The sequence below is a fragment of the Bacillus sp. VT 712 genome, assembly GCF_001614195.1.
Taxonomy (GTDB): Bacteria; Bacillota; Bacilli; order Bacillales; family Bacillaceae_H; genus Priestia; species Priestia flexa.
On sequence record NZ_LWBK01000011.1, the window covers coordinates 95,421 to 118,856 of the forward strand.

General features: G+C 36.5%; 33 protein-coding genes and 1 pseudogene. 23 read left to right on the forward strand and 11 right to left on the reverse strand.

Annotation, left to right across the window (positions count from 1 at the left end; all coding sequences use genetic code 11):
- Window positions 1-20 precede the first annotated feature (20 nt).
- The 3 genes from A2U94_RS07525 to serC form a co-directional block, all read right to left on the reverse strand.
- On the reverse strand, window positions 21-395 hold the full coding sequence (locus A2U94_RS07525) for a YtxH domain-containing protein (protein ID WP_025907784.1): 375 nt from the start codon (window positions 393-395) through the stop codon (window positions 21-23).
- 166 nt (window positions 396-561) lie between these two features.
- Window positions 562-1,086: a tryptophan transporter gene (locus A2U94_RS07530; RefSeq protein ID WP_025907783.1), complete on the reverse strand. Its 525-nt coding sequence runs from the start codon at window positions 1,084-1,086 to the stop codon at window positions 562-564.
- Between the two features lie 116 nt (window positions 1,087-1,202).
- On the reverse strand, window positions 1,203-2,294 hold the full coding sequence (gene serC / locus A2U94_RS07535) for a 3-phosphoserine/phosphohydroxythreonine transaminase (protein WP_025907782.1): 1,092 nt from the start codon (window positions 2,292-2,294) through the stop codon (window positions 1,203-1,205).
- A gap of 222 nt (window positions 2,295-2,516) precedes the next feature.
- Between serC and A2U94_RS07540 the strand changes: the two genes are divergently transcribed.
- The gene (locus tag A2U94_RS07540; RefSeq protein ID WP_025907781.1) at window positions 2,517-2,969 is read left to right on the forward strand and encodes a GNAT family N-acetyltransferase; all 453 of its coding nucleotides are present in this window, start codon (window positions 2,517-2,519) and stop codon (window positions 2,967-2,969) included.
- A gap of 307 nt (window positions 2,970-3,276) precedes the next feature.
- On the opposite strand, the gene A2U94_RS07545 is transcribed toward A2U94_RS07540, so the two are convergent.
- Window positions 3,277-3,708 (reverse strand): HIT family protein, encoded by a 432-nt coding sequence (locus A2U94_RS07545; protein ID WP_025907780.1) that lies wholly within the window; start codon window positions 3,706-3,708, stop codon window positions 3,277-3,279.
- A gap of 750 nt (window positions 3,709-4,458) precedes the next feature.
- Between A2U94_RS07545 and A2U94_RS07550 the strand changes: the two genes are divergently transcribed.
- On the forward strand, window positions 4,459-5,199 hold the full coding sequence (locus tag A2U94_RS07550; protein ID WP_025907779.1) for an ABC transporter ATP-binding protein: 741 nt from the start codon (window positions 4,459-4,461) through the stop codon (window positions 5,197-5,199).
- Window positions 5,192-6,400, forward strand: coding sequence for an ABC transporter permease (locus A2U94_RS07555; protein ID WP_025907778.1), 1,209 nt, complete (start codon window positions 5,192-5,194; stop codon window positions 6,398-6,400). The genes A2U94_RS07550 and A2U94_RS07555 overlap by 8 nt, the downstream gene beginning before the upstream one ends.
- A gap of 13 nt (window positions 6,401-6,413) precedes the next feature.
- On the opposite strand, the gene A2U94_RS07560 is transcribed toward A2U94_RS07555, so the two are convergent.
- Together A2U94_RS07560 and A2U94_RS07565 are read right to left on the reverse strand one after the other, a co-directional pair.
- The gene (locus tag A2U94_RS07560) at window positions 6,414-7,136 is read right to left on the reverse strand and encodes an EcsC family protein (RefSeq protein ID WP_025907777.1); all 723 of its coding nucleotides are present in this window, start codon (window positions 7,134-7,136) and stop codon (window positions 6,414-6,416) included.
- A 107-nt stretch (window positions 7,137-7,243) separates the two neighbouring features.
- Window positions 7,244-8,446 carry a M20 family metallopeptidase gene (locus A2U94_RS07565; RefSeq protein WP_025907776.1) on the reverse strand — a complete coding sequence of 401 codons (1,203 nt, stop codon included), beginning with the start codon at window positions 8,444-8,446 and terminating at the stop codon, window positions 7,244-7,246.
- A 191-nt stretch (window positions 8,447-8,637) separates the two neighbouring features.
- Here A2U94_RS07565 and A2U94_RS07570 point away from each other — a divergent pair, with 191 nt between their 5' ends.
- Window positions 8,638-9,303, forward strand: coding sequence for a phosphatase PAP2 family protein (locus tag A2U94_RS07570; protein WP_062954501.1), 666 nt, complete (start codon window positions 8,638-8,640; stop codon window positions 9,301-9,303).
- Window positions 9,304-9,390: 87 nt separating this feature from the next.
- Here A2U94_RS07570 and A2U94_RS22300 read toward each other — a convergent pair.
- The 3 genes and pseudogenes from A2U94_RS22300 to A2U94_RS07580 form a co-directional block, all read right to left on the reverse strand.
- A pseudogene (locus tag A2U94_RS22300) lies at window positions 9,391-9,540 on the reverse strand (hypothetical protein); the annotation flags it as partial.
- Between the two features lie 10 nt (window positions 9,541-9,550).
- The gene (locus A2U94_RS07575) at window positions 9,551-10,975 is read right to left on the reverse strand and encodes a recombinase family protein (protein WP_025907774.1); all 1,425 of its coding nucleotides are present in this window, start codon (window positions 10,973-10,975) and stop codon (window positions 9,551-9,553) included.
- Window positions 10,976-10,986: 11 nt separating this feature from the next.
- Window positions 10,987-11,643, reverse strand: a complete 657-nt coding sequence (locus A2U94_RS07580) for an XRE family transcriptional regulator (protein WP_025907773.1) — start codon at window positions 11,641-11,643, stop codon at window positions 10,987-10,989.
- A gap of 189 nt (window positions 11,644-11,832) precedes the next feature.
- Between A2U94_RS07580 and A2U94_RS07585 the strand changes: the two genes are divergently transcribed.
- The 3 genes from A2U94_RS07585 to A2U94_RS21105 all read left to right on the forward strand — a co-directional run bounded on the left by A2U94_RS07585 (window position 11,833) and on the right by A2U94_RS21105 (window position 12,475).
- On the forward strand, window positions 11,833-12,075 hold the full coding sequence (locus A2U94_RS07585) for a helix-turn-helix transcriptional regulator (protein WP_309599123.1): 243 nt from the start codon (window positions 11,833-11,835) through the stop codon (window positions 12,073-12,075).
- Window positions 12,076-12,152: 77 nt separating this feature from the next.
- Window positions 12,153-12,308 carry a hypothetical protein gene (locus A2U94_RS21475; RefSeq protein ID WP_197414232.1) on the forward strand — a complete coding sequence of 52 codons (156 nt, stop codon included), beginning with the start codon at window positions 12,153-12,155 and terminating at the stop codon, window positions 12,306-12,308.
- Window positions 12,308-12,475 (forward strand): hypothetical protein, encoded by a 168-nt coding sequence (locus tag A2U94_RS21105; RefSeq protein ID WP_156413450.1) that lies wholly within the window; start codon window positions 12,308-12,310, stop codon window positions 12,473-12,475. Before A2U94_RS21475 ends, A2U94_RS21105 begins: the two co-directional genes overlap by 1 nt.
- Here A2U94_RS21105 and A2U94_RS07590 read toward each other — a convergent pair.
- Window positions 12,456-12,755 carry a hypothetical protein gene (locus A2U94_RS07590; protein ID WP_025907771.1) on the reverse strand — a complete coding sequence of 100 codons (300 nt, stop codon included), beginning with the start codon at window positions 12,753-12,755 and terminating at the stop codon, window positions 12,456-12,458. The genes A2U94_RS21105 and A2U94_RS07590 overlap by 20 nt on opposite strands.
- Before the next feature lie 183 nt (window positions 12,756-12,938).
- On the opposite strand from A2U94_RS07590, the gene A2U94_RS22085 reads away from it, so the two are divergent.
- From A2U94_RS22085 to A2U94_RS07655, 15 genes are all read left to right on the forward strand, one after another.
- Entirely contained in the window at window positions 12,939-13,073 is a 135-nt protein-coding gene (locus tag A2U94_RS22085; RefSeq protein ID WP_257788891.1) for a hypothetical protein, read from the forward strand.
- Window positions 13,074-13,087: 14 nt separating this feature from the next.
- Complete coding sequence (locus A2U94_RS07595) at window positions 13,088-13,288, forward strand: YqaI family protein (RefSeq protein ID WP_025907770.1); 201 nt, start codon at window positions 13,088-13,090, stop codon at window positions 13,286-13,288.
- Between the two features lie 107 nt (window positions 13,289-13,395).
- A complete protein-coding gene (locus A2U94_RS07600) occupies window positions 13,396-14,931 on the forward strand; it encodes an AAA family ATPase (protein ID WP_025907769.1) in 1,536 nt (511 codons plus the stop codon).
- Window positions 14,924-15,850, forward strand: a complete 927-nt coding sequence (locus A2U94_RS07605) for a RecT family recombinase (protein ID WP_025907768.1) — start codon at window positions 14,924-14,926, stop codon at window positions 15,848-15,850. Before A2U94_RS07600 ends, A2U94_RS07605 begins: the two co-directional genes overlap by 8 nt.
- 172 nt (window positions 15,851-16,022) lie before the next feature.
- Window positions 16,023-16,808, forward strand: a complete 786-nt coding sequence (locus tag A2U94_RS07610; protein WP_025907767.1) for a helix-turn-helix domain-containing protein — start codon at window positions 16,023-16,025, stop codon at window positions 16,806-16,808.
- 5 nt (window positions 16,809-16,813) lie between these two features.
- A complete protein-coding gene (locus tag A2U94_RS07615; protein ID WP_025907766.1) occupies window positions 16,814-17,119 on the forward strand; it encodes a replicative helicase loader/inhibitor in 306 nt (101 codons plus the stop codon).
- Window positions 17,076-18,398: a replicative DNA helicase gene (gene dnaB / locus A2U94_RS07620; RefSeq protein ID WP_051567054.1), complete on the forward strand. Its 1,323-nt coding sequence runs from the start codon at window positions 17,076-17,078 to the stop codon at window positions 18,396-18,398. Before A2U94_RS07615 ends, dnaB begins: the two co-directional genes overlap by 44 nt.
- A 10-nt stretch (window positions 18,399-18,408) precedes the next feature.
- Window positions 18,409-18,591, forward strand: a complete 183-nt coding sequence (locus tag A2U94_RS07625) for a Fur-regulated basic protein FbpA (RefSeq protein ID WP_025907764.1) — start codon at window positions 18,409-18,411, stop codon at window positions 18,589-18,591.
- A complete protein-coding gene (locus tag A2U94_RS21110; protein ID WP_153301201.1) occupies window positions 18,592-18,762 on the forward strand; it encodes a hypothetical protein in 171 nt (56 codons plus the stop codon). It abuts the gene before it with no gap.
- Window positions 18,762-19,292, forward strand: coding sequence for a hypothetical protein (locus A2U94_RS07630; protein WP_025907763.1), 531 nt, complete (start codon window positions 18,762-18,764; stop codon window positions 19,290-19,292). Before A2U94_RS21110 ends, A2U94_RS07630 begins: the two co-directional genes overlap by 1 nt.
- Window positions 19,289-19,474, forward strand: a complete 186-nt coding sequence (locus A2U94_RS07635; RefSeq protein ID WP_025907762.1) for a hypothetical protein — start codon at window positions 19,289-19,291, stop codon at window positions 19,472-19,474. Before A2U94_RS07630 ends, A2U94_RS07635 begins: the two co-directional genes overlap by 4 nt.
- Window positions 19,458-19,910 (forward strand): hypothetical protein, encoded by a 453-nt coding sequence (locus tag A2U94_RS07640; RefSeq protein ID WP_025907761.1) that lies wholly within the window; start codon window positions 19,458-19,460, stop codon window positions 19,908-19,910. Before A2U94_RS07635 ends, A2U94_RS07640 begins: the two co-directional genes overlap by 17 nt.
- A gap of 381 nt (window positions 19,911-20,291) precedes the next feature.
- Window positions 20,292-20,741 carry an ArpU family phage packaging/lysis transcriptional regulator gene (locus tag A2U94_RS07645; protein ID WP_025907760.1) on the forward strand — a complete coding sequence of 150 codons (450 nt, stop codon included), beginning with the start codon at window positions 20,292-20,294 and terminating at the stop codon, window positions 20,739-20,741.
- 420 nt (window positions 20,742-21,161) lie between these two features.
- Window positions 21,162-21,626 carry a hypothetical protein gene (locus A2U94_RS07650; RefSeq protein WP_025907759.1) on the forward strand — a complete coding sequence of 155 codons (465 nt, stop codon included), beginning with the start codon at window positions 21,162-21,164 and terminating at the stop codon, window positions 21,624-21,626.
- On the forward strand, window positions 21,610-22,083 hold the full coding sequence (locus tag A2U94_RS07655; protein WP_025907758.1) for a hypothetical protein: 474 nt from the start codon (window positions 21,610-21,612) through the stop codon (window positions 22,081-22,083). Before A2U94_RS07650 ends, A2U94_RS07655 begins: the two co-directional genes overlap by 17 nt.
- 181 nt (window positions 22,084-22,264) lie before the next feature.
- On the opposite strand, the gene A2U94_RS07660 is transcribed toward A2U94_RS07655, so the two are convergent.
- Window positions 22,265-22,504, reverse strand: a complete 240-nt coding sequence (locus tag A2U94_RS07660) for a hypothetical protein (RefSeq protein ID WP_025907757.1) — start codon at window positions 22,502-22,504, stop codon at window positions 22,265-22,267.
- A gap of 94 nt (window positions 22,505-22,598) precedes the next feature.
- Between A2U94_RS07660 and A2U94_RS21785 the strand changes: the two genes are divergently transcribed.
- On the forward strand, window positions 22,599-22,976 hold the full coding sequence (locus A2U94_RS21785; RefSeq protein WP_025907756.1) for a hypothetical protein: 378 nt from the start codon (window positions 22,599-22,601) through the stop codon (window positions 22,974-22,976).
- Window positions 22,977-23,436 lie beyond the last annotated feature (460 nt).

The following is a 23,436-nucleotide window of genomic DNA, read 5'->3' on the forward strand; positions in this document are numbered from 1 at the left end:
AAGGAGGTAAAAAACCTCCTTTATTTCCCTTCAGTTTTGGTTGTTTGTATGTGCTTTTCTAGGTGTGAAAGTGAATCTTCAATTTCATTTAAGTGTGATTGGATGGACTGCTGGTGTGGACGAATGTCTTTTTGGAATTCGTTGAGCGTTTTTGAAAGGTCTTTTGCGATATTTTTCACTATAGTATTTCCATCTTTAGCAGTCGTTTGAATCTGCGCTTTAAGATGTTTAATCTTTCCAGAGATGTCTTCTTTTGTTTCTTTTACTTGATGACTTTCTTGCGCAATGCGTTGGCGCAATGTTTTACCTGAAGTAGGGGTTAGCAAAAGCGTTGCAGCAGCTGCGGCAATGCTCCCAGCCGCAATGCCTGTAAAAAGGGAGGTAGTACGTTTCATAAAATCACTCCTATATATTATTTCTTTTTATGAACAAAGTTGTTCATAATGACATCATCTAACTTTTTTAAGAGTCAAAGAGTTTATACTGTATTATGTTTCCTAACCGTTAAGAAATAAACCTGCTAAATACAAAAAGGGCCCGCGTGGTACAGGCCCTTTCAAATCATGATACTTTTGCTGAAATACTTGTGCGCTTTAGTACAGAGTTTACGATCGGGTACACCACAACCATAACAATGGTATTTACAACCGTTGCAGGTAATACAACGCCTACAATTAGCGCCATTAAACCACCTGGTAACCCAACGATAAGTGCTGCTGCTGACAAGAAAATAATGCCTGATACAAGTGTACCAACCGCTGTTAGAGCGGCAGCTACAGGTGTCTTCACTGTTGTAACGTTACGAACAAGAAGTAATAAACCAAAAATAATAAAAGCAGTGATTGGTTTATCAATGATGTTTGGCACTTGCCCACCAGGGAATCCTGTTGTTAAGGCAGAAATAGCACCCGTTGTTAATCCAAGCAGTAAAACGTTTTTGATTCCAGGGAATAGTAAAATACCTAAGAACATCATGGTTAACATCATGTCTGGCTTCATACCAAACAAGACAGGTGGCATAATCGCATGCAGTACGGCACCAATTCCAACTAATAAAGATAGTGATACTAATGTTTTTGTGTTCATTTCTCATCTCTCCTCTTCTAAGCTAAGCTCTAAATATACCAATAGTGCGCCTGTGCCTATTGCATATATTTATAGACTAATTATAACATAAATCTGTGAAAACAGAATCAATCAGTTTACGCGTGAACGGATGCAAATTCATCCATAAATGCCGCTAATGCTTGACATGCTTCTAGTGGAACAGCGTTATAAATAGAAGCACGGCAGCCGCCTACAGAACGATGTCCCGCTAAGCCAACAAAGCCTTGTTCTTTTGATTGTGCTAAGAAAGCAGCGGTTAATTCTTCATTTGGTAAAGTAAACGTCACGTTCATTAGTGAGCGGCTATCATTTGTTGCATGCGGTGTGTAAAAGCCATTTGACTTGTCGATGCTAGAATAGATTAACTCTGCTTTTTTCTTATTATTTTCTGCAACTACTGTGACGCCCCCTTGTTCTTTGATCCAGTCTAAAACAAGAGATAGCATATAAATACCAAACGTTGGAGGCGTGTTATATAATGAGTTGCTTTTAATATGCGTATTGTAATCGAGCATAGTTGGTAAGTTTGCTGGGATTCGCTTTAACAAGTCTTTTTTAATAATAACAACGGTTACGCCGGATGGGCCTAAATTCTTTTGAGCACCGGCATAAATCAAGGAGAACTTAGATACGTCGATTGGACGGCACAAAATATCGCTTGACATATCCGCGATTAAATCAATGTTTTCAAATTCTGGATATTCAGCCCACTGTGTGCCAAAGATTGTATTGTTAGATGTGATATGCAGATACGCGGTGTTTGAAGGTAGAGCAGCGCGATCTAATGTTGGAATTGAACGGTAATTTTCTTCTTTAGTAGACGCAACAACCGTTGTTTCACCAACTTTTTTAGCTTCTTTTAATGCTTTTTCCGACCAAGCACCAGTGAGCACAAATGCTCCTACTTGATCTTTTCCTAAAAAGTTCATTGGAATCATTGAAAACTGAAGGCTAGCTCCGCCTTGTAAAAATAAAATTTCATGTGTGTCTGGGATTGAAAGTAGTTCTGTTAATGTTTCTTTTGCATGGTTCAAAACATTTTCGAATTCTTTGCTACGGTGAGATAACTCCATTACGGACATGCCCGTCCCTTTAAAATCCGTTAGCTCTTGTTGAGCAAGTTGTAAGACAGGTAGGGGAAGTGCAGATGGTCCTGCGTTAAAATTGTAAGCACGTTTTACTGAAATCACGTTAATTCCTCCTCAGATTTTCACATTCATCACAGACTGTATCTTGCTTCTTTGTCAGAAAGAATATCACTATACTATCATGAAAATAATTTAATGTGTGAAAACTTTTGAAAAATTTTAAGTAATCAGTATAGAAAATAAAAAACGTAGGAATGCGTGACAAAAGGTGTTAAAATCGATAAATACATAAAATATCTAAACAGGAAGAAGGTTATCATCTTGACGTGGCATATTAAAACATTTGATCAGCTGACAACGCATGAGCTATATGACATCTTACAGGAGCGTACTAGGGTATTTGTTGTTGAACAAGAGTGTGCTTATTTAGAGGTGGATGGAAAGGACCAGGCTTCTTATCATTTATTTAAAGTGGAAAATGCGCAAATCATTGCATACATCCGTTTAATGCCTAAAGGAGTTAGCTATCAAGAAGCTTCATTTGGTCGCGTCCTTGTTCACTCAGATTATCGAAAAACAGGGATGGGAAGAGAGTTAGTTCAAAAAGGATTAGCGTTCTTAAAGGATCAAATGGGAGAAGAGGTTGTAAAAATTCAGGCACAAAGTCACCTGCAGCATTTTTATGAATCATTTGGGTTTTATGCGATTTCAAACGTGTATGATGACGACGGGATTCCGCACGTAGATATGATTAAAGAAGAGATTGAGACATAAGTGTTTCAGTCAATGATCTATCCGAACCATTGAGAGTTAACGACTCTTTTATAGTTCGGATTTTTTGTTGATTGGGAAACCAATTTTAGAGAATTAGTGGAATGGAGCGTAAGACACGTGACTCCTGCGGGAGATAGAGGAAAGGCTGAGACCCCGCAGCGTAGCGAGGAGGCTCAGATTCCTCCCCGCGGAAAGCGAGTGTCTGTAGCGCAATGGAACGAACTGGTTATTATAACCTAACGACTTTAAAAAGGCATCATTCGTCCTTTAGAAAGGAACATTTTGTTTTGTCCCAGACTCTTTTGTCTTATAAACGCTCCGAAATTTCAGCTGCGATGCTCTGTAGCTTTTCAGGTGTGTAGTCGCTTGTATGCTCTTTCCACACTGCACCAAAGCCGTCGCCTTCACCGTAGCGAGGAATAATATGCATATGATAATGAAACACAGATTGACCTGCTTTTTCACCGTTATTATTTAAAATATTGATTCCAACTGGCTCATATGTTTCTTTGATTGCCGTGGCAATTTGCGGTACGACTTCAAATAAATGACGAGCAATTTCAGGCGTAAGCTCATGAATATCTTTTTTATGTACTTTAGGAATAACAAGCGTATGGCCTTTTGTGACTTGGCTAATATCTAAAAATGCTAGTACATGTTCATTTTCAAACACTTTGGCACACGGAATTTCTCCGCGGATAATTTTACAGAAGATGCAGTTTTCATCGAGATTACTCATATTATTCACCCTTCTTTCATAAAAATAAAATAGCTTGTACGACTTAATTTTAGCATAAATAGAAGAGGAAAAAGAAGAGAACAGTAAAAAGCGAGATGCAATCGAATGATGCACCTCGCTATGAAGAAGGAAACAAAGCTTCTATTTCACTATATTGCGTTTAAGGAACACCTCATTTACGTAATAATGTGCCTAATTCATGTAAATTGTCTTCGACAAACACCTCATTCGACATTTTAATGACAAGCATTAACGTAGAATAAAACGTTTCTTCTCTTTGACAAACACCTCATTTAAGCAATTTGTAGAATGGATAAATAAATTGAACGAAGTCGTTCGTGGTCTTTGACAAACACCTCATTTACACAGTGATAAATGAACAATATTGTCTACCTTTTATAAATCAATTCCAATTACGCTCATGACTAACATCCCCTTATTATAACGCTTAACATAGAGCTTCATGATTAATGTCTGGTGTAGACACCTCATTTCAGATGTAGAAAGCTAATGTTGAACATCAACTGCTTTCCTTCTTCCCTAATTAGAATGTCCACGTATTTAAAAACTTAAACTGGAAATATAATCCTTATTTTTGATGGTTAAAAAAATGTATCCTTGAAGAAGATTTGGTACAATAGATAAAAATGAGCGGTTTGTCATCATTGCTATGTTGTATGGAACGCTTTCATTTACCGCGTATGTCACGTTATTTTGTTTACTAAATTCACGTATTTAAAGGAGAATTCAATGAGTTTATTACAAATTCAACATTTAACTGGAGGATATACAAAAACGCCTGTATTAAAGGACGTATCTTTCGAGGTTAATGCAGGAGAACTAGTTGGGCTTATTGGCCTTAACGGAGCAGGTAAAAGTACAACCATTAAACATATTATTGGGTTAATGGAGCCAAAGAAAGGATCCATTGCTATTCATAATAAAACGTTTCAACAGGATTCAACCGGCTATCGTACGCAATTTACATTTATTCCTGAAACGCCAATCTTATACGATGAGCTAACGTTAAAAGAACATTTAGATATGACGGCAATGGCCTATGGGTTAGATTCCAAAACGTATGAAGCTCGCTTAAAGCCGCTGTTAAAAGAATTTCGTATGGATAAAAAGCTGAAGTGGTTTCCAGCTCATTTTTCAAAAGGGATGAAGCAAAAGGTAATGATTATGTGTGCCTTTTTAGTTCAGCCTTCACTTTATATTATTGATGAACCATTTTTAGGGCTAGATCCACTTGGTATTCAGTCATTATTAGATTTAATGACTGATATGAAAAAGCAGGGAGCCGGCATTTTAATGTCTACGCATATTTTAGCCACAGCAGAGCGCTATTGTGACAAATTTGTTATTTTACATAACGGTCAAGTAAGAGCACAAGGAACGCTAGCGGATTTAAGAGCCCAGTTTAATAAGCCAAACGCAACGCTAGATGAAATCTATATTGAACTGACGAAGGAAGAGGACTATGAGTAGTATTGAAGGGCTGTGGCAGCAGCGATTTCAGCAGCATCTAAAAGATACGCGCCGCTATATGAAGTATATTTTTAACGATCATTTAAAGCTTGTGCTCGTGTTTGCCATTGGGGCAGCTGCTTATTATTATCAGCAGTGGTTAGATACGTTAACACCAGCTTTTCCATCAGCGTTTTTAATTGCAGTAATCATGAGTCTGATACTCACGAGCGGTTCTATTCGTACGTTTTTAAAAAGGCCAGATTTAGTCTTTATGCTTGCGCTTGAATCAAAGCTACAGTTGTATTTTAAAAAGTCATTTTTTTATACGTTTTCCACATATATTTATGTGCTACTTATACTAACAGCCGCTGTTGCTCCGCTGCACGTAAAAGTAACGGACCAGACGTACTCAACGATTTTTACGCATTTAATTCTCTTGCTGATTTTAAAAGCAATCAATTTAAAAATGACGTGGTGGAGCGTTTATTTTGAAGAAAAGTACGCAAGGTGGATCGATTACCTTGTACGTTTCCTGTTAAATGGAGTGTTTGTTTATTTTCTATTTGTGGGATCTTATGCGTTTTTCCCCGCTGTTACAGGAGCTATTATTATCGGCTTAGCCCTATATTACCGTTCCCTTGTAAAAGCAAAGCCGTTGAAGTGGGAAACATTGATCGAGCTTGAAGAGCGGAGAGTGGCAATGTTTTATCGCTTGGCTAACTTATTTACGGATGTTCCGCAACTAAAGGAGCAGGTAAAGCGTAGGGCATACTTGGACACTATTCTAAAGAGTATCCCGTTTCAACAGCAGGCAACTCATCGCTATTTATATACGCGTACGTTTTTGCGCGCAGGAGATTATTTAGGTCTGCTAGTACGCTTGACGGTCATTAGCGGGTTAATTTTGATAGCGACTCCTTTTGCTTATGGAAATATTGTTATTGTACTGTTAACGCTTTATATAACAGGATTTCAAATCATGCCGCTATGGAAACATCATAAACAAGTTTTGTGGTTATCTCTGTATCCTCTTCAAGAGCAAACAAGAAGAGCAGCGTTTTTAAGCATTATTCGAAATGTCTTATTTTTGCAAGCAGCTTGTTTAAGTATTGTGGTAGCAGCTTCTAACTTGCTTGTTGGTTTGTTTGCTTTTGTTGCAGGTGGGCTATTTGTTCAATTTTTTGTTACTGCTTATATTAAGAAAAAAGCCATTGCATAAAAAAATCTGCCTCCTAGGGCAGACTTTTTTCGTTTGAGGATAATAACCGCAGACGATATACATTCATTGCAACCTGAGTGACATGATCAAGCAGGTGATAATTTGCAAAAGCACCAACAAAAGCGCCAAATCCAGGCATGAGCTGAAGCATTTTAATTACATCAATATAGTCACGATACTCTTGCTGAAAGCTTTTCCAATCGAGATTATGATGAGACGATTGATTCCATTCCTGTATAAGAGCAAAGACTTCCGTTCGCTTTTCTTCGCTACAAAACGCAAGGTGAAAAATATATAAAATGAATAGCCGTTCGTCTTGCTTGCGGACGTCAAAACCGTAAATAGTAGCAATATCAAACAAACATTTCATCTTAATTGACAAAAAAAGAGGAAAGTCAGCTGCGCCTAACAACAGTCCGCCAACGCCTGTTCCTGCCCCCTCAACGGCAGCAGTTTTACGATATTTAGAAATCGTTGCCTTAATTTCAGCTTCACGCTCTTCAAAGCTTAAATGGCGATTATAGTCCTTCTTTGTGGTAATGGTAGAGCCAATAATTGTGGTCTCTACCATTTTTTTTATGCTTTCCGTAATTATTTTATGAATGCTTTCTGGTACTTTTTTATTCAATTTGTTTTGCAGCTGCTTGGCATTTCGCTGAAAGGCAGATGGACGCTTTAACAGCGTAATCTTCCAGTGTTCTGCATCAGCCAACGCTCTTTGTTCATACTCAGTCATTCAGACACCCCTTTTTGAAAACCGCTTTTCTTATATACGAAGCAAGAGACAAAAAGTTTCTACCTATGCAAAGAAGCCTCCACACTCAATAGATGGAGGCGAACTAGTTAAGATGTAATGGATTCTGCTTTTTGTTCTTTAGATAAGTATTCAATTGCTGCTGTACCGAGTGTTTTTGAAGCGATTAACATCGCTTTTTCATTAAAATCAAACTTTGGATGATGATGTGGATAAGGAGTATCGACGCCTTCAGGCTGCGCTCCTGTGAAAAAGAATGTTCCTTTTATGTGCTGCAGATAATAAGCAAAATCTTCTCCACCCATTTGCGGTTCGGTTTCTTCCACTTTTTCCACTTCTGGAATTGTTTCTGCTACTTTTGCTAAGAACGCATTTTCTTCGCTATGATTGACAACGGCGGGGTAGCCGCGTTTAAACGAATAGTCATAGGAAGCATCAGCAGCTAAGCAGGTTCCCTGAATGATACGCTCAATTTCTCTTTCCATATCATTGCGTACATCTTCGCTAAACGTGCGAACTGTACCAACAAGCTTTGCTGAATCAGCAATTACGTTAAAGGCATTTTCCGCTACGAAAGAACCAACAGTAATGACGGCTGATTCAACTGGATTGACGCGTCTGCTGATAATTTGCTGCAAGTTAACCACGAGCTGAGAAGCAATGACAATTGCATCTTTGGTTTTGTGAGGTTGAGCACCGTGACCTCCAGCGCCTTTAATGGTAATTTCAAATCGATCCGCTGCCGCCATGAACGGACCGTTTCTGTGCTGAATGACACCTGTAGGGGTAACAGCCCATAAATGTGTGCCGAAAATCGCATCTACGCCATCTAAGCATCCATCTTCAATCATTGGTTTCGCTCCACCAGGCGCATATTCTTCAGCATGCTGATGAATGAACACAATCGTTCCTTCTAAGTGATCTTTTAACTGTTGAATGGATTTAGCGAGAACCAAAAGGGTAGCCGTGTGTCCATCGTGTCCACAAGCGTGCATTACGCCAGGAACAGTTGATTTATAGGGTACGTCTTTTTCATCTTGGATGGCTAAAGCATCAAAGTCGGCACGTAAAGCAACTGTTGGACCAGGCTTTTCTCCTTTAATCGTTGCGACGATGCCATTTCCACCAACGTTTGCTCGGTAAGGCACGCCAATTTTGTCATAAAAGCTACGGATATAAGTAGCGGTTTGGAATTCTTTGAAAGAAGGTTCAGGGTATTGGTGAAGATAACGTCTAATTTGGACCATTTCATCATAGCTTTTTTCTAGTAAAGAGTGTAGTTCTGAAATCATTAAGTCAGATCCTTTCATTGATAATAGCTGTTTGTAGAGTTTTTGTTAAATAAATAAATAGTTTAGAATTATTTGACATTTTATATTATATCAATATTTGATGAAAATGAAAACAAATGAAGCGTTCCCAATAAAAATTGATTGCACATTTGCTTTTGTTCGATGAATAATAGAAGGAGATAAATTTATACATGAGGAAGTGGCGTATGAAATATCGATTTATTCTTTTATTATTACTTGCACTGATGGGGATGTTTATAGGTGTCGTTATGACAATTAATGGACCGGTGCACGGCATAGATGCGTTCTTTCTAACCATTGCTACAAACATACATAATCATGAGCTGGTGATTCGAATTTTAGAAGTTACTTCATTTTTTGCTTCAAAGCCAATGATTATTATTCTATCCCTTTTACTTGTTGGAGTATTAGGTTTCAACAAGCGTGACACTGTAGGTGCTGTGACTGTACTGGCTTTTGTTTTAAGCGGTTATTTACTGAACAACGCCGTAAAAGCATGGATTGAACGACTACGTCCGACATTGGGAGTAGAGGGATACAGCTTTCCAAGTGGTCATGCCATGCTGGGTTTGATGCTTTATGGGTTTTTATTGTTTTTTATTATTTTTTATGTGAAGAATGAGACGGTTAGAAAGGCTTCAATTATCGTTTTTAGTTTACTGATTTTATTCATTGGTGTCAGTCGTTTCCTATTAGCTGAGCACTATATGACAGATGTTTTGGGTGGCTACTTACTAGGTGGTTTTTGGCTGACAGTGGGTTTGCTGTTTTATACGTTAGTAAAAGCTTATTTAACACCAACTGCTCCAATGGATTCAAAGCAATATATGGGATGAAAAAATCCTGGTCTAGATTATTAGACCAGGATTTTTATCGTATCCAAATTTAACTGTATTACTCATGCTTTATAAAAAATGTAAAATTTAAATAAGAAACATTGCTACGACGGTCGTGACAACTAATCCAATTGCCACGGGCTTTAAGTTTCTGCGCGCTAGCTCAAACGGACTCACACCACAGATAGCCGCAGCGGGGATCAATGCCCAGGGAATTAGAGTACCGCCGCCCATAAAAGACATATAATCATTTCGCTGATACAATAATGATTTCTCTAGGTTTTCCTGTTCCTCTTTTATATTCTTCTTTGGTATCAATAACGATTTGCGTAAAAATGCTATTCATTAACTGCTTTCGTTCATGATCAGTAGAGTATTCCCATACAGTATCGATGTTAGAGATAATATATTTTGTTTCTTCATTGGCAGTTTTGCTACTTCGATTTATACTTTTCAATTCTTTATTGATCTCTTTTTCTCGTTCTCTAAGTTGGTTAGATTTTTTTATCAACTCGTCAATGTCGATAATATCATTTTCGTACATCTTCTTTTGTTTATCTAAAAGTTTTTCAAGATTTTTCAATTCATTAGTCAATTCATTGATTTTTTCATCTGAGTAATTAGATGAATCAGTCGAATTATATATATTTCCAACCAGTTTATCAAACATGCTAAAAATTGTTTTTGTTAAGTTATCTTCTAAAATAATATGACTAGTACAATTCTTGCCGGCTTTTTTTCCAGAGCATCTGTATGTCTTTTTACCAGCTGATTTATGACCCGAAAGAGAATGACCGCATCGTGCGCATTTTAGTAGGGTTGAGAAATAATAATTACTAGTGTGCTTTTTTCCTCCACCATTTCTTCTTTTGTCCAGTAGATCTTGTAAAGCCCAAAATTCTTCTTTAGAAATAATCGGTTCATGACTGCCTTCATATAGAGTTTGCTCTCTGGGTGGTTTTTTATAGTCTTTGGAGTTTTGATTAAAGGTTAAGTATCCGGCGTAAACGGGATTGTTGGCAATATCTCTTACTGAGTCTACATGCCATTCTCCACCTTTACGAGTTGAAAAGCCTTTGTTTGTTAAATGTTTAGCCAACGTATAAAAGCCAAAGGTTGTTGTTTGTTTGAAAATTTCTTGTACAACTGCTTTTTCTTTATCATTAACGACTAATTTCTTTTCAACGATTTTATATCCGTAAGGAGCCATGCCGCCTTTCCACATACCAAGCTTTGTTTTTTTCTCCATACCTAAACGTACACGTTCACCTAAATTTTCACGTTCCCATTGAGCGATAGCTGCTACTAGTGTTATAAATAAACGTCCCATAGCATTTGTTGTGTCATATACTTCAGTAGCACTTTTGAACATACAGTTATTATCATCGAGTATCTTTAAGATTTTATATAAGTCCATAACAGAGCGTGTCAGCCGATCTAAGCGATAAACTAATAAAACATCAATATTTCCTTGCTTCAATGTGTCCATCATTTTTTCAAAAGCAGGTCGTTGCAAATCTTTAGCTGAATAACCTTCATCAATGTACTTATCTACTAACTCCCAACCTTGAGATATGCAATATGCTTCTAGCTTTTCAATTTGAGCAGCAATTGAAAAACCGTGTTTGGCTTGTTCATCAGTTGATACCCTTACATAGACAATACATTTCATGGAGCATCCTCCTAGAATTTAATATCAAGGGGTGGCATGTACCAAACTAATTTCCCTTTAATATGAATAGGCGTATGTTCTTGCGTTTTGGCATCATAGTATTGGGTTTTGTGTTTTGGATTGAAACTTTCCGGCTCAAGAGTAATACCGTTTTGGAACTTAAAAAATCTTTTTAGTGTTGCATCATAGCCATTTACTGCCACAGCTGCCACATCACCATTACGGACTTCTTGAGTAGGATCAATTAAAGCTAAGACATTAGGAGGAATGAGTTTATTCATACTATCACCATTAACTGTTACTAAAAAAGCATTAGGATATCTTTCTGCTACTTCTACTGGAACATTAACCCATTCTTGAATTGGAGCCATATCTAAAGGCAAACCAGCCGCAATAGATCCTAATAAAGGCATTCTTACTGAATGACCTTCAATATTTTTAGGTGCGTGTGGTTTCTTTGATAAAACATCCATTTTATCTTCGATAATATCACTTTTTAAAATTCCAAAATGATCTGCGATTTTTTGAATAGCACCCATTCTAGGATCTTTAACTTCATTTTCCCAAGTTGATACAGCTTTATCAGAAACACCAGCTATTTCTGCTAATTCTTTTTGGGATAAGTTATGTAGTTCTCTTAATTTCTTAATATTTTTCCCTATGCTCATTTTTATTACCTCCGACCTAATTTATATACAATATATTATACCAAAAGTAGAAAACATTCAATCAAAAGTAGAAAAAATTCTACTTTTATAGAAAAAACAGAGAACTTATTGTAGAATTTAATGTTTTTTAATTAGTTGACATTCTACTTTAGGTAGATTATTATGTGGTTGTGAAGGAAAATAAGTGAGGTGATAAAGTTGAAATTCACTTTAAAACAAGCAAGATTGCTTAAAGGTCTCACTCAAAAAGAAGTCGCAAAAAAGCTAGGTGTCCATGTGCAAACTTACAGTAACATGGAAAAGAACCCTGATGATGTAACAATAGGAGAAGCAAAATTAATTAGCGAAATATTGGGGTTCAGTTATGATTTTATTTTTTTTAGTGGTGATTCTACTTTAAGTAGACTGACTAACGGTGATTCTACTTTTTAAAGTAATCGCCGTTAGCATCTAATTTTATGATTTGTCCTGTCACTCCTTCCACATATGCTTTATCGAGGTGATAACTTATGGATCTTAGTGCATTTCAAATGACAGAAGAAAAAATTAGAAAAATAAGACCCATTGTTGAGAGAGCTCTTTCAAGAAAGTATGGGAAAGAAATTAAAATTTTTGAAATGACTGTTGGAGGGATAACCGTAAAAATTCAACAGGAGGGGAGTTAATGATTAATCACAAGCAAAAAAAATCCTCAAAAGTTGAGAAGACAACAAGTGAGGAAACAGAAAAGTGGAATAACCTTTTGAAGCAAAATTTAATTAATCTCGGTATCGCATCATTTGCTTTAATCGTGTCAATATTTACGGTGCTTATTATTTTGATAAGTAATTAATTAGTAAAGAAACTAAACTGGTTAGTAATGCAAAAACTGAAATTATTCTTGTTACTAAAAGATTTCCTTTTTCCCAAAGAGCTTTTTTACCGTCGGTAGTAATGATGTAAAAATCACTATGAGTTGGGAGTGGAAAACCATTAATTTCAACCCAATGATCATTGAGAGGGCTTATAAAATTATAATCAGCCATGTATTGTAGGTGCTTGTATGTAGGTTTAATTTTTACTTTTCCAAATATAGATGCTATCTGAAGTCTCAAATAAATAGATAGATTCATACTATTCACCTCCTTCATAGGAAGATTATACTAAAAAATTCACAAGGAGTAACAACATGAAAGCACAAGTATCAAAACGTATAGAAAAATTGTAGCTGATATGAAGCGTAAAGGGTTCAATGTGGATATTGTATTTCGTTATATCAAAAGTGATAAGAAGTTAACCGAAGGGAGGTGATGAAGTTGACAATTAGCAAAGAAATTCTGTCCTACGTGGCTGATGGTGACACTCACATTAAATTGGATAGCATTGAGTACAGTACGGATCTAAGAGAGATTATCACAGTTGGTTATATGCTTGAGCACCCACATGATTGAAGGGAGGTGAAGCGATGCAACAGGTAGAGAATCCAATAGTCACTGATGTTGAAAAAGATCCACAGATATATGGAATTGATGCAGCTGGTAATGAAGTATTTGTAGGAGAAGAGATTTTTCAGGCGGATGAGGAATTTATTCTGGCTGAAGTTGTAACGAAGGAAGTTGAAGAGTTTTTTAAGGCTCTAGGTATAGAAAAGGTTGTAGCAAAATAAAAATGCCTTACTCAATAAAGTAAGGCACAAAGCAGGCAATGCTGCTCCGAAACTTAGACAATTTCAGAGTACAGCAATTGTTCTTAAAAAGCAAATGGAGGTAGCACATGAATATTTCTTTTCTAGAAATGCGCATTGAAAACTTTAAGAACCACCATGTACTCACAGTTAACTTTAATGATATGACCAAAATTGAAGGCAAAAACGGTGCAGGTAAGTCCAGTATAGGGGATGCAGTGACGTATGTTTTATACGGAACGGATGCATTAGGGACTAAGCTAGATCCGCGACCAGTTGGTTGTGACGATAAGGTTGAAACGAAAGTAGAATTGCTCTTGAAAGTAGATGAGCAACAAATTCTCCTTGGCCGTATTCAAAAGAAAACAGCAAAGTATTATGTGAATGAAGTGCCCGAAAAAGCAACACGGTTTAATGAAATTGTTGAAGGGTTATTTGATAAAACATTATTTCTATCGTTATTTAATCCAACCTATTTTTTTACACAACACTGGCAAGATCAACGGAAACAACTACTCAGCTATGTAAGTGAGCCTTTAAATAAAGAAGTACTTGCAGGGTTACCCAGTGTATCTCAAAGTCAACTGGAGCCTCAATTAAAGAAACATTCTTTAGATGACCTTGAAAAGTTACATCGAGATCGCTTTAAAAATCAAGATAAGGCATTAGAGCGAGCGAGTGAACGTGTGGTTACGCTTAAAGAGCAAGTGAGTAATAACGATTACAATATAAATGAGCATGAATTGAAAGAAAAAATCGACGTTTTGAGTAAAGAGTTATTGGAATACGAAAATCGTAATATAAATGTTCACCAACAAAGCAGAGAGAGAAGTCGTTTAGAGCTTCGAAGCGAATCATTAAAAGGTGAAATTCAACGTCAAAAAGACATTTTAACAGCAATAAAAACAGAAACACTGGACGAGCATTGTGCTACGTGTGGACAAGCATTGGATGAAAAATCAATAGCTAAGGTGAAGCAGCAACGCCAGGCGCGTTATAACACTGAAGCTGACAAAGGCATTAAGTTGGTGCAGGAGCTTAAAGATGTAAATGAAAAGCTAAATGAACTGCCAGAGCCAGTTGAAGAAAATCCTGCAGAAGCTTCACGCCTTGTGAAGATATATGGTGAGCTGAATAATTTACGTGATCAACTAGGTGATATAAATCGAACAAAAGAGCTGCTTGAGAGTATTGCGACTGCTGAAGAAAATCAGCATAGCATCCGTAAAGAGCGTAACGAATCGCTTGTGCTTATTGATGCAATTAAATCGTTCCGTACAAAACGATCTGAACTAATGGTTCACAAGATAGATAGTTTATTTACAACCATTTCTGTTCGACTGTATGAGCAATTAAAAAACGGAGAAGAGCGTGCAACTTTTGAAATTGAAAGGGATGGAAAGCCATATAGCAAGCTTTCTACGGCTGAAAAGATAAAAGCTGGATTAGAGCTAATTGAGGTTCTGTCTAAGCAGTCAGAGGTTGTGACACCGACATTTGTCGATAACGCTGAAAGTATTTTGAATTTCACCAAACCATCTGGACAAATCATTGTTGCTAGAGTGGTAGATAAAGAGCTTGAGATTATAGGTGTTTCACTAAAGGAGGAAGCAATTAATGAGTAAAAATCAAGTAACAAACGTTAATACACAAGCAGTAGTAGGGAATTTCACTCAATCGGAGCTAGATACAATTAAGCAAACCATTGCAAAAGGAACTACAAATGAGCAATTCTCATTATTTGTTCAGACGTGCGTTAACTCTGGATTAAACCCTTTCTTGAACCATGTACACTGCATCGTTTATGACGGAAAAGCCGGACCAACAATGAGCATTCAAATTGCGGTTGAGGGTATCTTATTTCTTGCTCGCAAAACGGAAGGTTATAAAGGAATCGATGCCCAAATCGTTCATGAAAACGATGAGTTTAAATTTAACGCTGCTAAAAAAGAAGTTGTACATGAAATTGGATTTCCACGAGGGAAAATCATTGGGGGATATGCAATCGCAAAGCGAGAAGGATTCGACGATGTGGTTGTAGTGATGGAATCAACAGAAGTAGAACATATGAAAAAAGGTCGAAATTCAACGATGTGGAATCAGTGGTTCTCAGATATGTTCAAAAAACACATTATGAAGCGTGCAGCTAAAATTCAATATGGTATTGAAATTGCAGAAGACGAGCCGGTGACAAGTGCTGCAACAGAATCAGTAAGCTCTTATCAATCTGGTCGAGTTGATATTACTCCATCAACTGCTCAAATTACAGTTGGCGAAACAGAAGTAATTGATCCAGATGAAGAATTAAAAACAAAATGGACTGAAGTGTACGGCAAAACAGAGAAGTTAGGTTGGAATCGTAATCAAACAAGCGATTATATCAAAACGAAAATGAAAAAGAATCCAAAAGAATTAACGCTTCAAGAGGTTGTTGGATTGCTGAAATTATTGGATTTTGAATTGAAACAACAGCCTGCTCAAAAAGAAAATTTTGATGATTTAACACATGAATTTGAGGAATTTAAGCAAGAAACGCTTCTGTAAGTAAATGGAGCACACAATTACAATTCCTCACTGTTATAAATGGATGGCTAAAGGTAATAAAAAGCTGTATCTCCAATATGTTAAAGGCTATGTTGCTAGAAGTCATCCAGAGTTACAGCCCGTTCGAATTGAAGGTCATAAAGTAATTTGTAAAGTGAAATGAGGTGAGACGATGCCTGAACCTTTTTATTTTCCTATCCACTCAGGTCTATTATCACCAGAGCATAGAGAACAAATCGGTGCTGCAATATGGGAGTTTATCTGGTTTATCTCAAAGACAACCAAAGAGTTTCAGGAAGGTGATGAAAGGCTGGGTATCGTTCTTGGAGGGAAGCCGATAAAGCATGCGGAAATTGCAATAGATTTAGGTGTGAGTGAAAGCACTGTGAAGAATCATGTGAATCGATTGAAGAAATACAAATACATTGAAACGAAACGTGCACCTTACGGAGAAATTTATTATGTGAAAAACTCGAAAAAGTTCAAGCCAAAGAGACAGGCAAGAAATGGTCTATCTCTTAATGAGAGAAAGGTAAAAAACGACCTATCTGAAACAAGAGATAGACAAAATTTTACCGAGAGACAGACAAAAAATGGTCTATGTAATAAAGATATAAAAGATATAAAAAAAGAAGAAGAGGAAGTGCTCATGATAAACAGTAGTGATTTTCAAAAAATCGCAGATAAATTTATTCAACGAAGAGCAAAAGGACTCGTCTTATCGAAGATGGATGAAGCAGCTATTTATAGATTGTTAGAAGATCATATTCCTGTAGACAAGGTTTTATTCTTAATCGATAAAATTTTTGACGAATATAAGCCGAAACATCGATTAGATTATATCGCCAAGTTCGAATATGTCGAAAAAGGTGTACTAGATCGCTATCACAAAGAAAAAAAGAAAGCGAGCAATTTAGATGCGTTGGATGAGATTGCTAAGAAATACGAAATGGAGTGAGTTGAATGACCAGTAAGGAAACTATAAACATCTTACGTTATATAGCAGAAGCTTATCCTCATTTTGATATTACAGAACAGCGTGTTGCGGTATGGATTGAACAGCTTAAAGCAGTAGATTACGAGAAAGCATTTGCCAAGCTTAAGAAACATGTGTCGCAGTGCAAGTTTCCTCCTACAATTTCTGAGATTTATGTACAGGAAGAAAAATCACGTGTAAACCGTGCACACCTTGAAAAAATGCGTAAATTGAGAGGTGAGGACTTCTATGAGCGTTACTATGCAGACTTTGGAAACGAGGTACAGTATTGAAGCTGAATGCACGCTCCTAGGGAGTATCTTACTACAACCAAGTATTCTGCAAGAAATTAACGTGAAGCCGGAGCACTTTTATGATCCAAGGAATAGCGAAATCTATTCCTGGATGCTTCAGCTGGCGGAAATGAAGAAGCCTATTGACTTTGTAGCACTAGTAAACATAGCTGGTAATGAAAAAATGGAGAATGTCGGTGGAGTTACATACTTGATGCAACTAACAAACGCGGTGCCGACAACAGCCAATTTCGACTATTACGCAGAAGTCATTTTAAATCTGTGGAAGCAACGAGCTGTTCAAAATGTCTTGCAACCATTTGAATCAGGATCTACACAAGATGTTGATATTCAAAGCATTATTCAGCAGCTAAACAAGATTGATACCACAGGAACGAAAGAGCGCTTTGATTTATCTTCAAAGTTATCAGACTTGTACGAGTTACCCGATACCCCAGTTCCAGCAGGATTAAGTGGTATCCCTTCGGGTTTTAAAGATTTAGATGAAATGACAGACGGGTGGCAAGATGAGGATTCTATCATTATCGGCGCTCGCCCTAGTATGGGTAAGACAGCTTTCATGTTAAATATTGCAGGAAACGCTGGTTTGAAAGGAACTATACCATGTGTTTTTTCACTGGAAATGAGCGCAGATAGCTTAATTAAACGTATGTTATCAGCCATTGGTGGAATTGACGGTAACAAAATTCGGAATCCATTCAACTATTTTGATGATAAAGACCGCGTTAACTGGGTGAAAGCAATCGGCATCTTGGAGCGCATGCAGATGCAAATCTTTGATAAGCCTGGGCAAACGGTCAATGAAATGCGCGCGCAGGTCAGGCAAGTGCAAAAAGATTATCCAGGTAAAAGCCTGTTAGTTATGATTGACTATTTAACGCTCATACGACCACAACATGATCATAACGGAAATGCTCATTTGCAAGTATCAGAGATTTCAGCAGCGCTTAAAGCTATGGCAAAGGAATTTAAAGTGCCGGTCATTACATTGGCTCAGCTGTCTCGTGGGGTAGAGAGCCGAGCAAATAAGCGTCCAATGATGTCCGACTTACGAGAATCAGGCAGCATTGAACAAGATGCAGATGTAATTGGCTTTCTTTACCGCGATGAGTACTACGACAAGGATAGTGATAAACGAAACATCTTGGAAATTGATATTGCTAAGCAGCGTAATGGTCCAACTGGTGTAGTAGAGCTATTGTACTTGAAAGAGCAAAACAAAATATTAGATTTATCACGAAAAAATACAGGGAAATGAAGGTGATGTCATGGCAGTTTTAAATCTAGCTGTTCAAAAGAGACGAGACTTTTTGATTAATGAGCTCGTGAAGTTTGGCTACTTTAAAACGACTGAAGGGAAGCAGTTGTATGAGTTAACTCTTTCAGAGTTAGAGCACATTCACATTACGGTTAAATGTAAGTTTGGTAAACAGATGCAGGAGGACGAGTGAATGGCGATTGATTCAAAAGAAATTGATAGAGTCGTAGATGACTTTGAAACAAAAGCTTCTGAGATTCATGAAATTATAGACAAGCTTCCTGCAGAACAGCAGGCATTTTATAAAGGTAAGGTTCAAGGCTTGGAATACGCAGCAAAAGTCGTTAGGACGGTGATGGTTTAATGAGGTTTGTGGGGATTGATCCATCAACTAAAACAGGTTTTGTTGCGTTAGACGAATATGGTCAGGTTTTAAAAGCGAAGGAGCTAACAGGTGTAGGTTCTCAAGATCCCAAAAGAATGGTCACACTGCTTCACGAAATTAATCTACACTTACAGTCCGGTGACAACATTTGCGTTGAAGGTTTTCCATTTGATACACAAAAAGCGATGTTTGCTGGGGGGCTACATCACGGGATACGAAACGAGTTGTATAAGCGAAAGTTAAAGTATCACGAAATAGCGCCAAATGCTTTAAAGAAGTTTGTGAACGTTACCGGATGGATAGGAGAAGAAGGGAGTAAAAAACGGCTCACTGGTAAGGAAAAGAAAAAAGCAGTCATGACAGCCGTTGAGCAACATTTCAGCTTTAAGCATGCAAGTGATAACGTAGTTGATGCCTATATTTTAGCGAGGATTGCGTGGCACCTACATCATCAAGAATTGTCATTAACTCGTTATCAACGAGAAGTACTAGCTAAGGTGACATCATGAACAGAAGGCAGCTTAAAAAGATTGTCTACTCACTGACAGAGCCGCAGTTAAATAAGTTGATACGTGATCACGAAAGTCGTGGATGGGTGCAAGCGAGTGATATTAAAGAGCACGGTTATGGGGTTGGCGTTCTAATGACATTTGGAGAAAAGGGAGAGATGAAGGATGCAAGTAACTGTTAAAGCAAATTTCAACAAGCAGACTAAGGATAGCAAGAAAGAGCTCGTCCAGTTTTATGTGAAAGGGGAAGACGAGAAGAAACAGGAGCTTAACCAGCTTACTCGTGAGGTAGTTGAACTAGAAATTGAAGGTGTAGATCAAAAGCTTACTTGTGAGTTTAGCAAAACAACGAAAGATAATAAGAAAACAACGCTTGAGTTCATTGTCAAAGGTGATACGTCAGCCGAGCAGTCGTTTAATTTCTACAAACGAGCAGGATCAGACGTTACGTTGAATATTGTTGAATCGCAGATGAGTATTGATGAGTTTTATGAAGAGCATGAAGGTGTGGAGTATCAAGTGGATCAGGGTGGCAATGTGAATGTAAGTCCTGGTCAGATGTCATTGGATGATGTTAAAGATGAAGCCAAAGAAGCGTTAGAAGAAATTTCTCATTAAAAATAAATTAATGAAAGCACATATATAATATTAATTTTCTTTTCCAGGTACGCGCGCTGCATTTATAGTTACTTTACGCGCGCCTCCTGGCCTCATTAAATTAATATATCCTTTATTGTTTTTAAAGAAAAATCTTTAAACTCTTACGATTTAATTTTTGAAGTGATAATAACAGCAATAGACTTCTTAAAAAAATGAACACTTCCAAAAATGAAAATAGCAAATTTCAAACTGATGTAAATGTTCACGGTTATTAATAGTTCCAATTATATCTCTCCTAGAATGAGGCGGAGTGGGATATATTATAATAAATGTATGCTTCTTTAGTTAAATAGATGATAGCATTTAGTAATTTTATAGGAGGGAGTTATATTGACACAAATGTCGTTTGTACTTCCCGAAATTGACCGTAAAGAGACCCAACAAGCTGTAGAGAACGAGCTGGAAAAGTATCGCCTGTTTAAGTACTTAGAGTTTGAAGAAAGAGAAGCTTCCATTACAGCCAGCTCTGAAGAACGATTTCATGGCCCAACTAATCAAACAAGCGACCAGACAGGCTCCATTGCTATTTACAACGCAGATCAGCGAAAAATGAGACATGCATTCATCAATCGTGTGGAAAGAGCAGTGGCTCGGTTGCCAAAACTGGAGCGCTTTCTGATTGAAGAACGGTACATGTCCATTGAATCTGAATACATCACTGATTACAACGTATACTGTCATAAATTCCAACCACCTATAAGCGCAGTTACGTACGATAAAATTAGATGGAAAGCCTTCTATCGAGTGGCATTAAACCTAAATGTCGCTGTATTCAAGCAAGGTGTTTAAAAATAATTTAAAAAGATTAATAAAATATTTTAAAAACACTTTAAGATATTAGGTTTTATCCATGATAAATTTGTATTATCAAGAAAATATTCATAGAGGGCGTTCCTGTTTTGCAGGAGCGTCTTTTTTACATCTGAATGTATTTATATTAAAAGTAAATAAAAACGTCATATGAAAGAATCTGACGTGTCAAAATCAAATGTAAGAAGGTGATTGAAATGAAAATTCGAAGCTAACTTAAAATGAATAATTCAATCAATTAGAAAAAGTGAATAACAACAAAAAGCAAAGTATAAAAAACTGGAAGAGAATTAGCGTTAATTAGGATATTATACCATTTAATTGTGAAAAAAATCCCTTTATAACTACATTTTATGATATTATTAGACAGAATCGTGAAAGTGAAAGGATGTCTAATATTTGAAAACTGTAAAGTTTATTATTTTTTTAGTAGGAATAGCTTTGGTAAACTATGTTGGAGGGATACCAACAGACGCACGAAATTTATTTATTTCGCATACTATATTTTTAGCTCCTTTACTTGTCGATTTTTATGGGTTACTTAAAGTTCAAAGCTTACTGAAATGGTTTATAATATTAATTTGGTTAGCAGGTATCTTAACCATTGTATCGAATATATTAGGTGTAGCAGGAGTGTTAACTCTTGTTGAAAAGAAAGTTGTGTTTAACTCTCAATATTACATGCCATTTGACTTAAGTGTGCATGTTCACAGTTATTTGCTGATTGTGAGTTGTGTTTATACCTTTATTTTTATGGGTACAATTACTTTTGACAATATCTTTGCTTTGAACAAAAAAATAATGAAGAAACAAAAAAAGAAAACTGGAAGAGAGGAGATGGTAACAAATGTTCATCCTAGATAACGTTATGATCATCTTAATATTAGTAGCATTTTTATTTATTTTATTTACTTTTTTGACTATCTTAACGTTCAGTAGAGGATTCTTAACTGCTATTTATCTCACTTTTATATTCTTTGATATGTTCTTCAGAATGCCTTTCAAAGCAATACAATCTATGCATAATGATAGAGAAAAAATAATAAAAAATCTTGCGAAGTCTGACAAACTTTCTAATGAACATAAAGAATATATCACTTATATTCTTCAAAAAAGAAGTAGGTTGTTTGTTAGCCTTTATAAAGCTGGTGAATTTTCTTACTCCGAATTAATGGTAAGCTTAGGAACTTGGTATAAAAATCAACCTTTCAAGGTTCGTGTGAACTTTTCTAAACAAAAAAGAAAAAGTTATGAATCTAAATATATCAATAGTTTGAAGAAAGATATCACAGGTTTAGAAATAATAAGCCAGTTCAATTAATATAGCTTAGATCCTTAGAGAGCATTCCAGGAGAGTGCTCTTATTTTAATTGGAGGAAAAAGCAAAGTCCATAGGTTATTTTGTATATATAATATTGAATAAAAATCCCCATTAAGAAAAACTAAAGCACGAGTCGTATTACAAGGTTAGACTCTTTGCTTTAGTTTTGAAGTTGAATTTATTACATCGTTTGTAGTCTTGAAATCATATATCTTGTCATCTCATCTAAATTCATATTGTTAGGGATAGAAGAAATTTCTTCACTGACATCTTTATATGTAATTCTTTTGCCCGTTTGAATTTCTTCAACAAGTTTAGGAATTAAAGAGCTGACGGTCTTATAATAAACCAGGTATTCATTTTCATCTACAGTAACTATTGCGGTATTTACATTATTGTTATACATCCATACGCTTGACACTAGTTTCACCTCCTTATTTCAATTACAATATTCGACAATTAAAAGGTATTTCCTACTAATTGTTGATATAATTAAAAAGAGGGAGGTGATAAAAATGAGAGAAAACGAAAAATTTCTTTATAATGTTTCGTATTTACAAGAAAGGCTAGACGATGCTTTTAGTGATGCTAGGGCATCCTACAAAGTTCTTGAGAAACACGATTCTGATTTGAGGTATCAATTGTCTCTAACTTATATGAATATGTCTTTTCAAAGTTATATAGAGGCTAAAAGAATCTATAAAGAAGCTCATTTAGAGCATCGCGAATTCGAGGGTTTCTTTGAAGCCTATAAAAAATATAAGTTTGAGTTAAAAAAAGTTATTACTGAAAAAGATCAAAATACCTCATGGCTATATTCAAGGTATGAAACCTTATCAAAAGAGAAGAAAGAATTAGATCTCTTTATTAAAGGAGTCTTTCAAAACAGTTAATGAAAATAGGGGATAATATGAGTACAGCAGGACGTTAGAGTCATTTAGACCCAGGTGGCGCTTCACCTGTATTATGTAAAGATCCAGGGGGTACTGCTCCAACATTAGATCCTGGTGGAGTAGTGCCATCAATGGATTCAGGTGTTATTTAAATTTAATAGTTGATAAGGAGAACGCTGAGTAAATTAGTGTTCTTTTTTTGTTGAAATAAAAGTAAGCCCGTAATCAAACAACGCATATAAAACATCAGGCACCTCCGGTACGATAAATGTATCAATCAAAGGAGGTGCCATTATGTCTACAAACAAATTAACCATTGTTCCCGTCAAACTCGATCCTATTCCAGTTGAAATTTCTTCGAATCATTCTCTCCAATACACTGCTGAGCCAAGTTGTGTAATTAAAACCGCTGTGGCTGAAATTTCCTTCTTCAATGGCGTAGATGAGCGCATTATCCAAA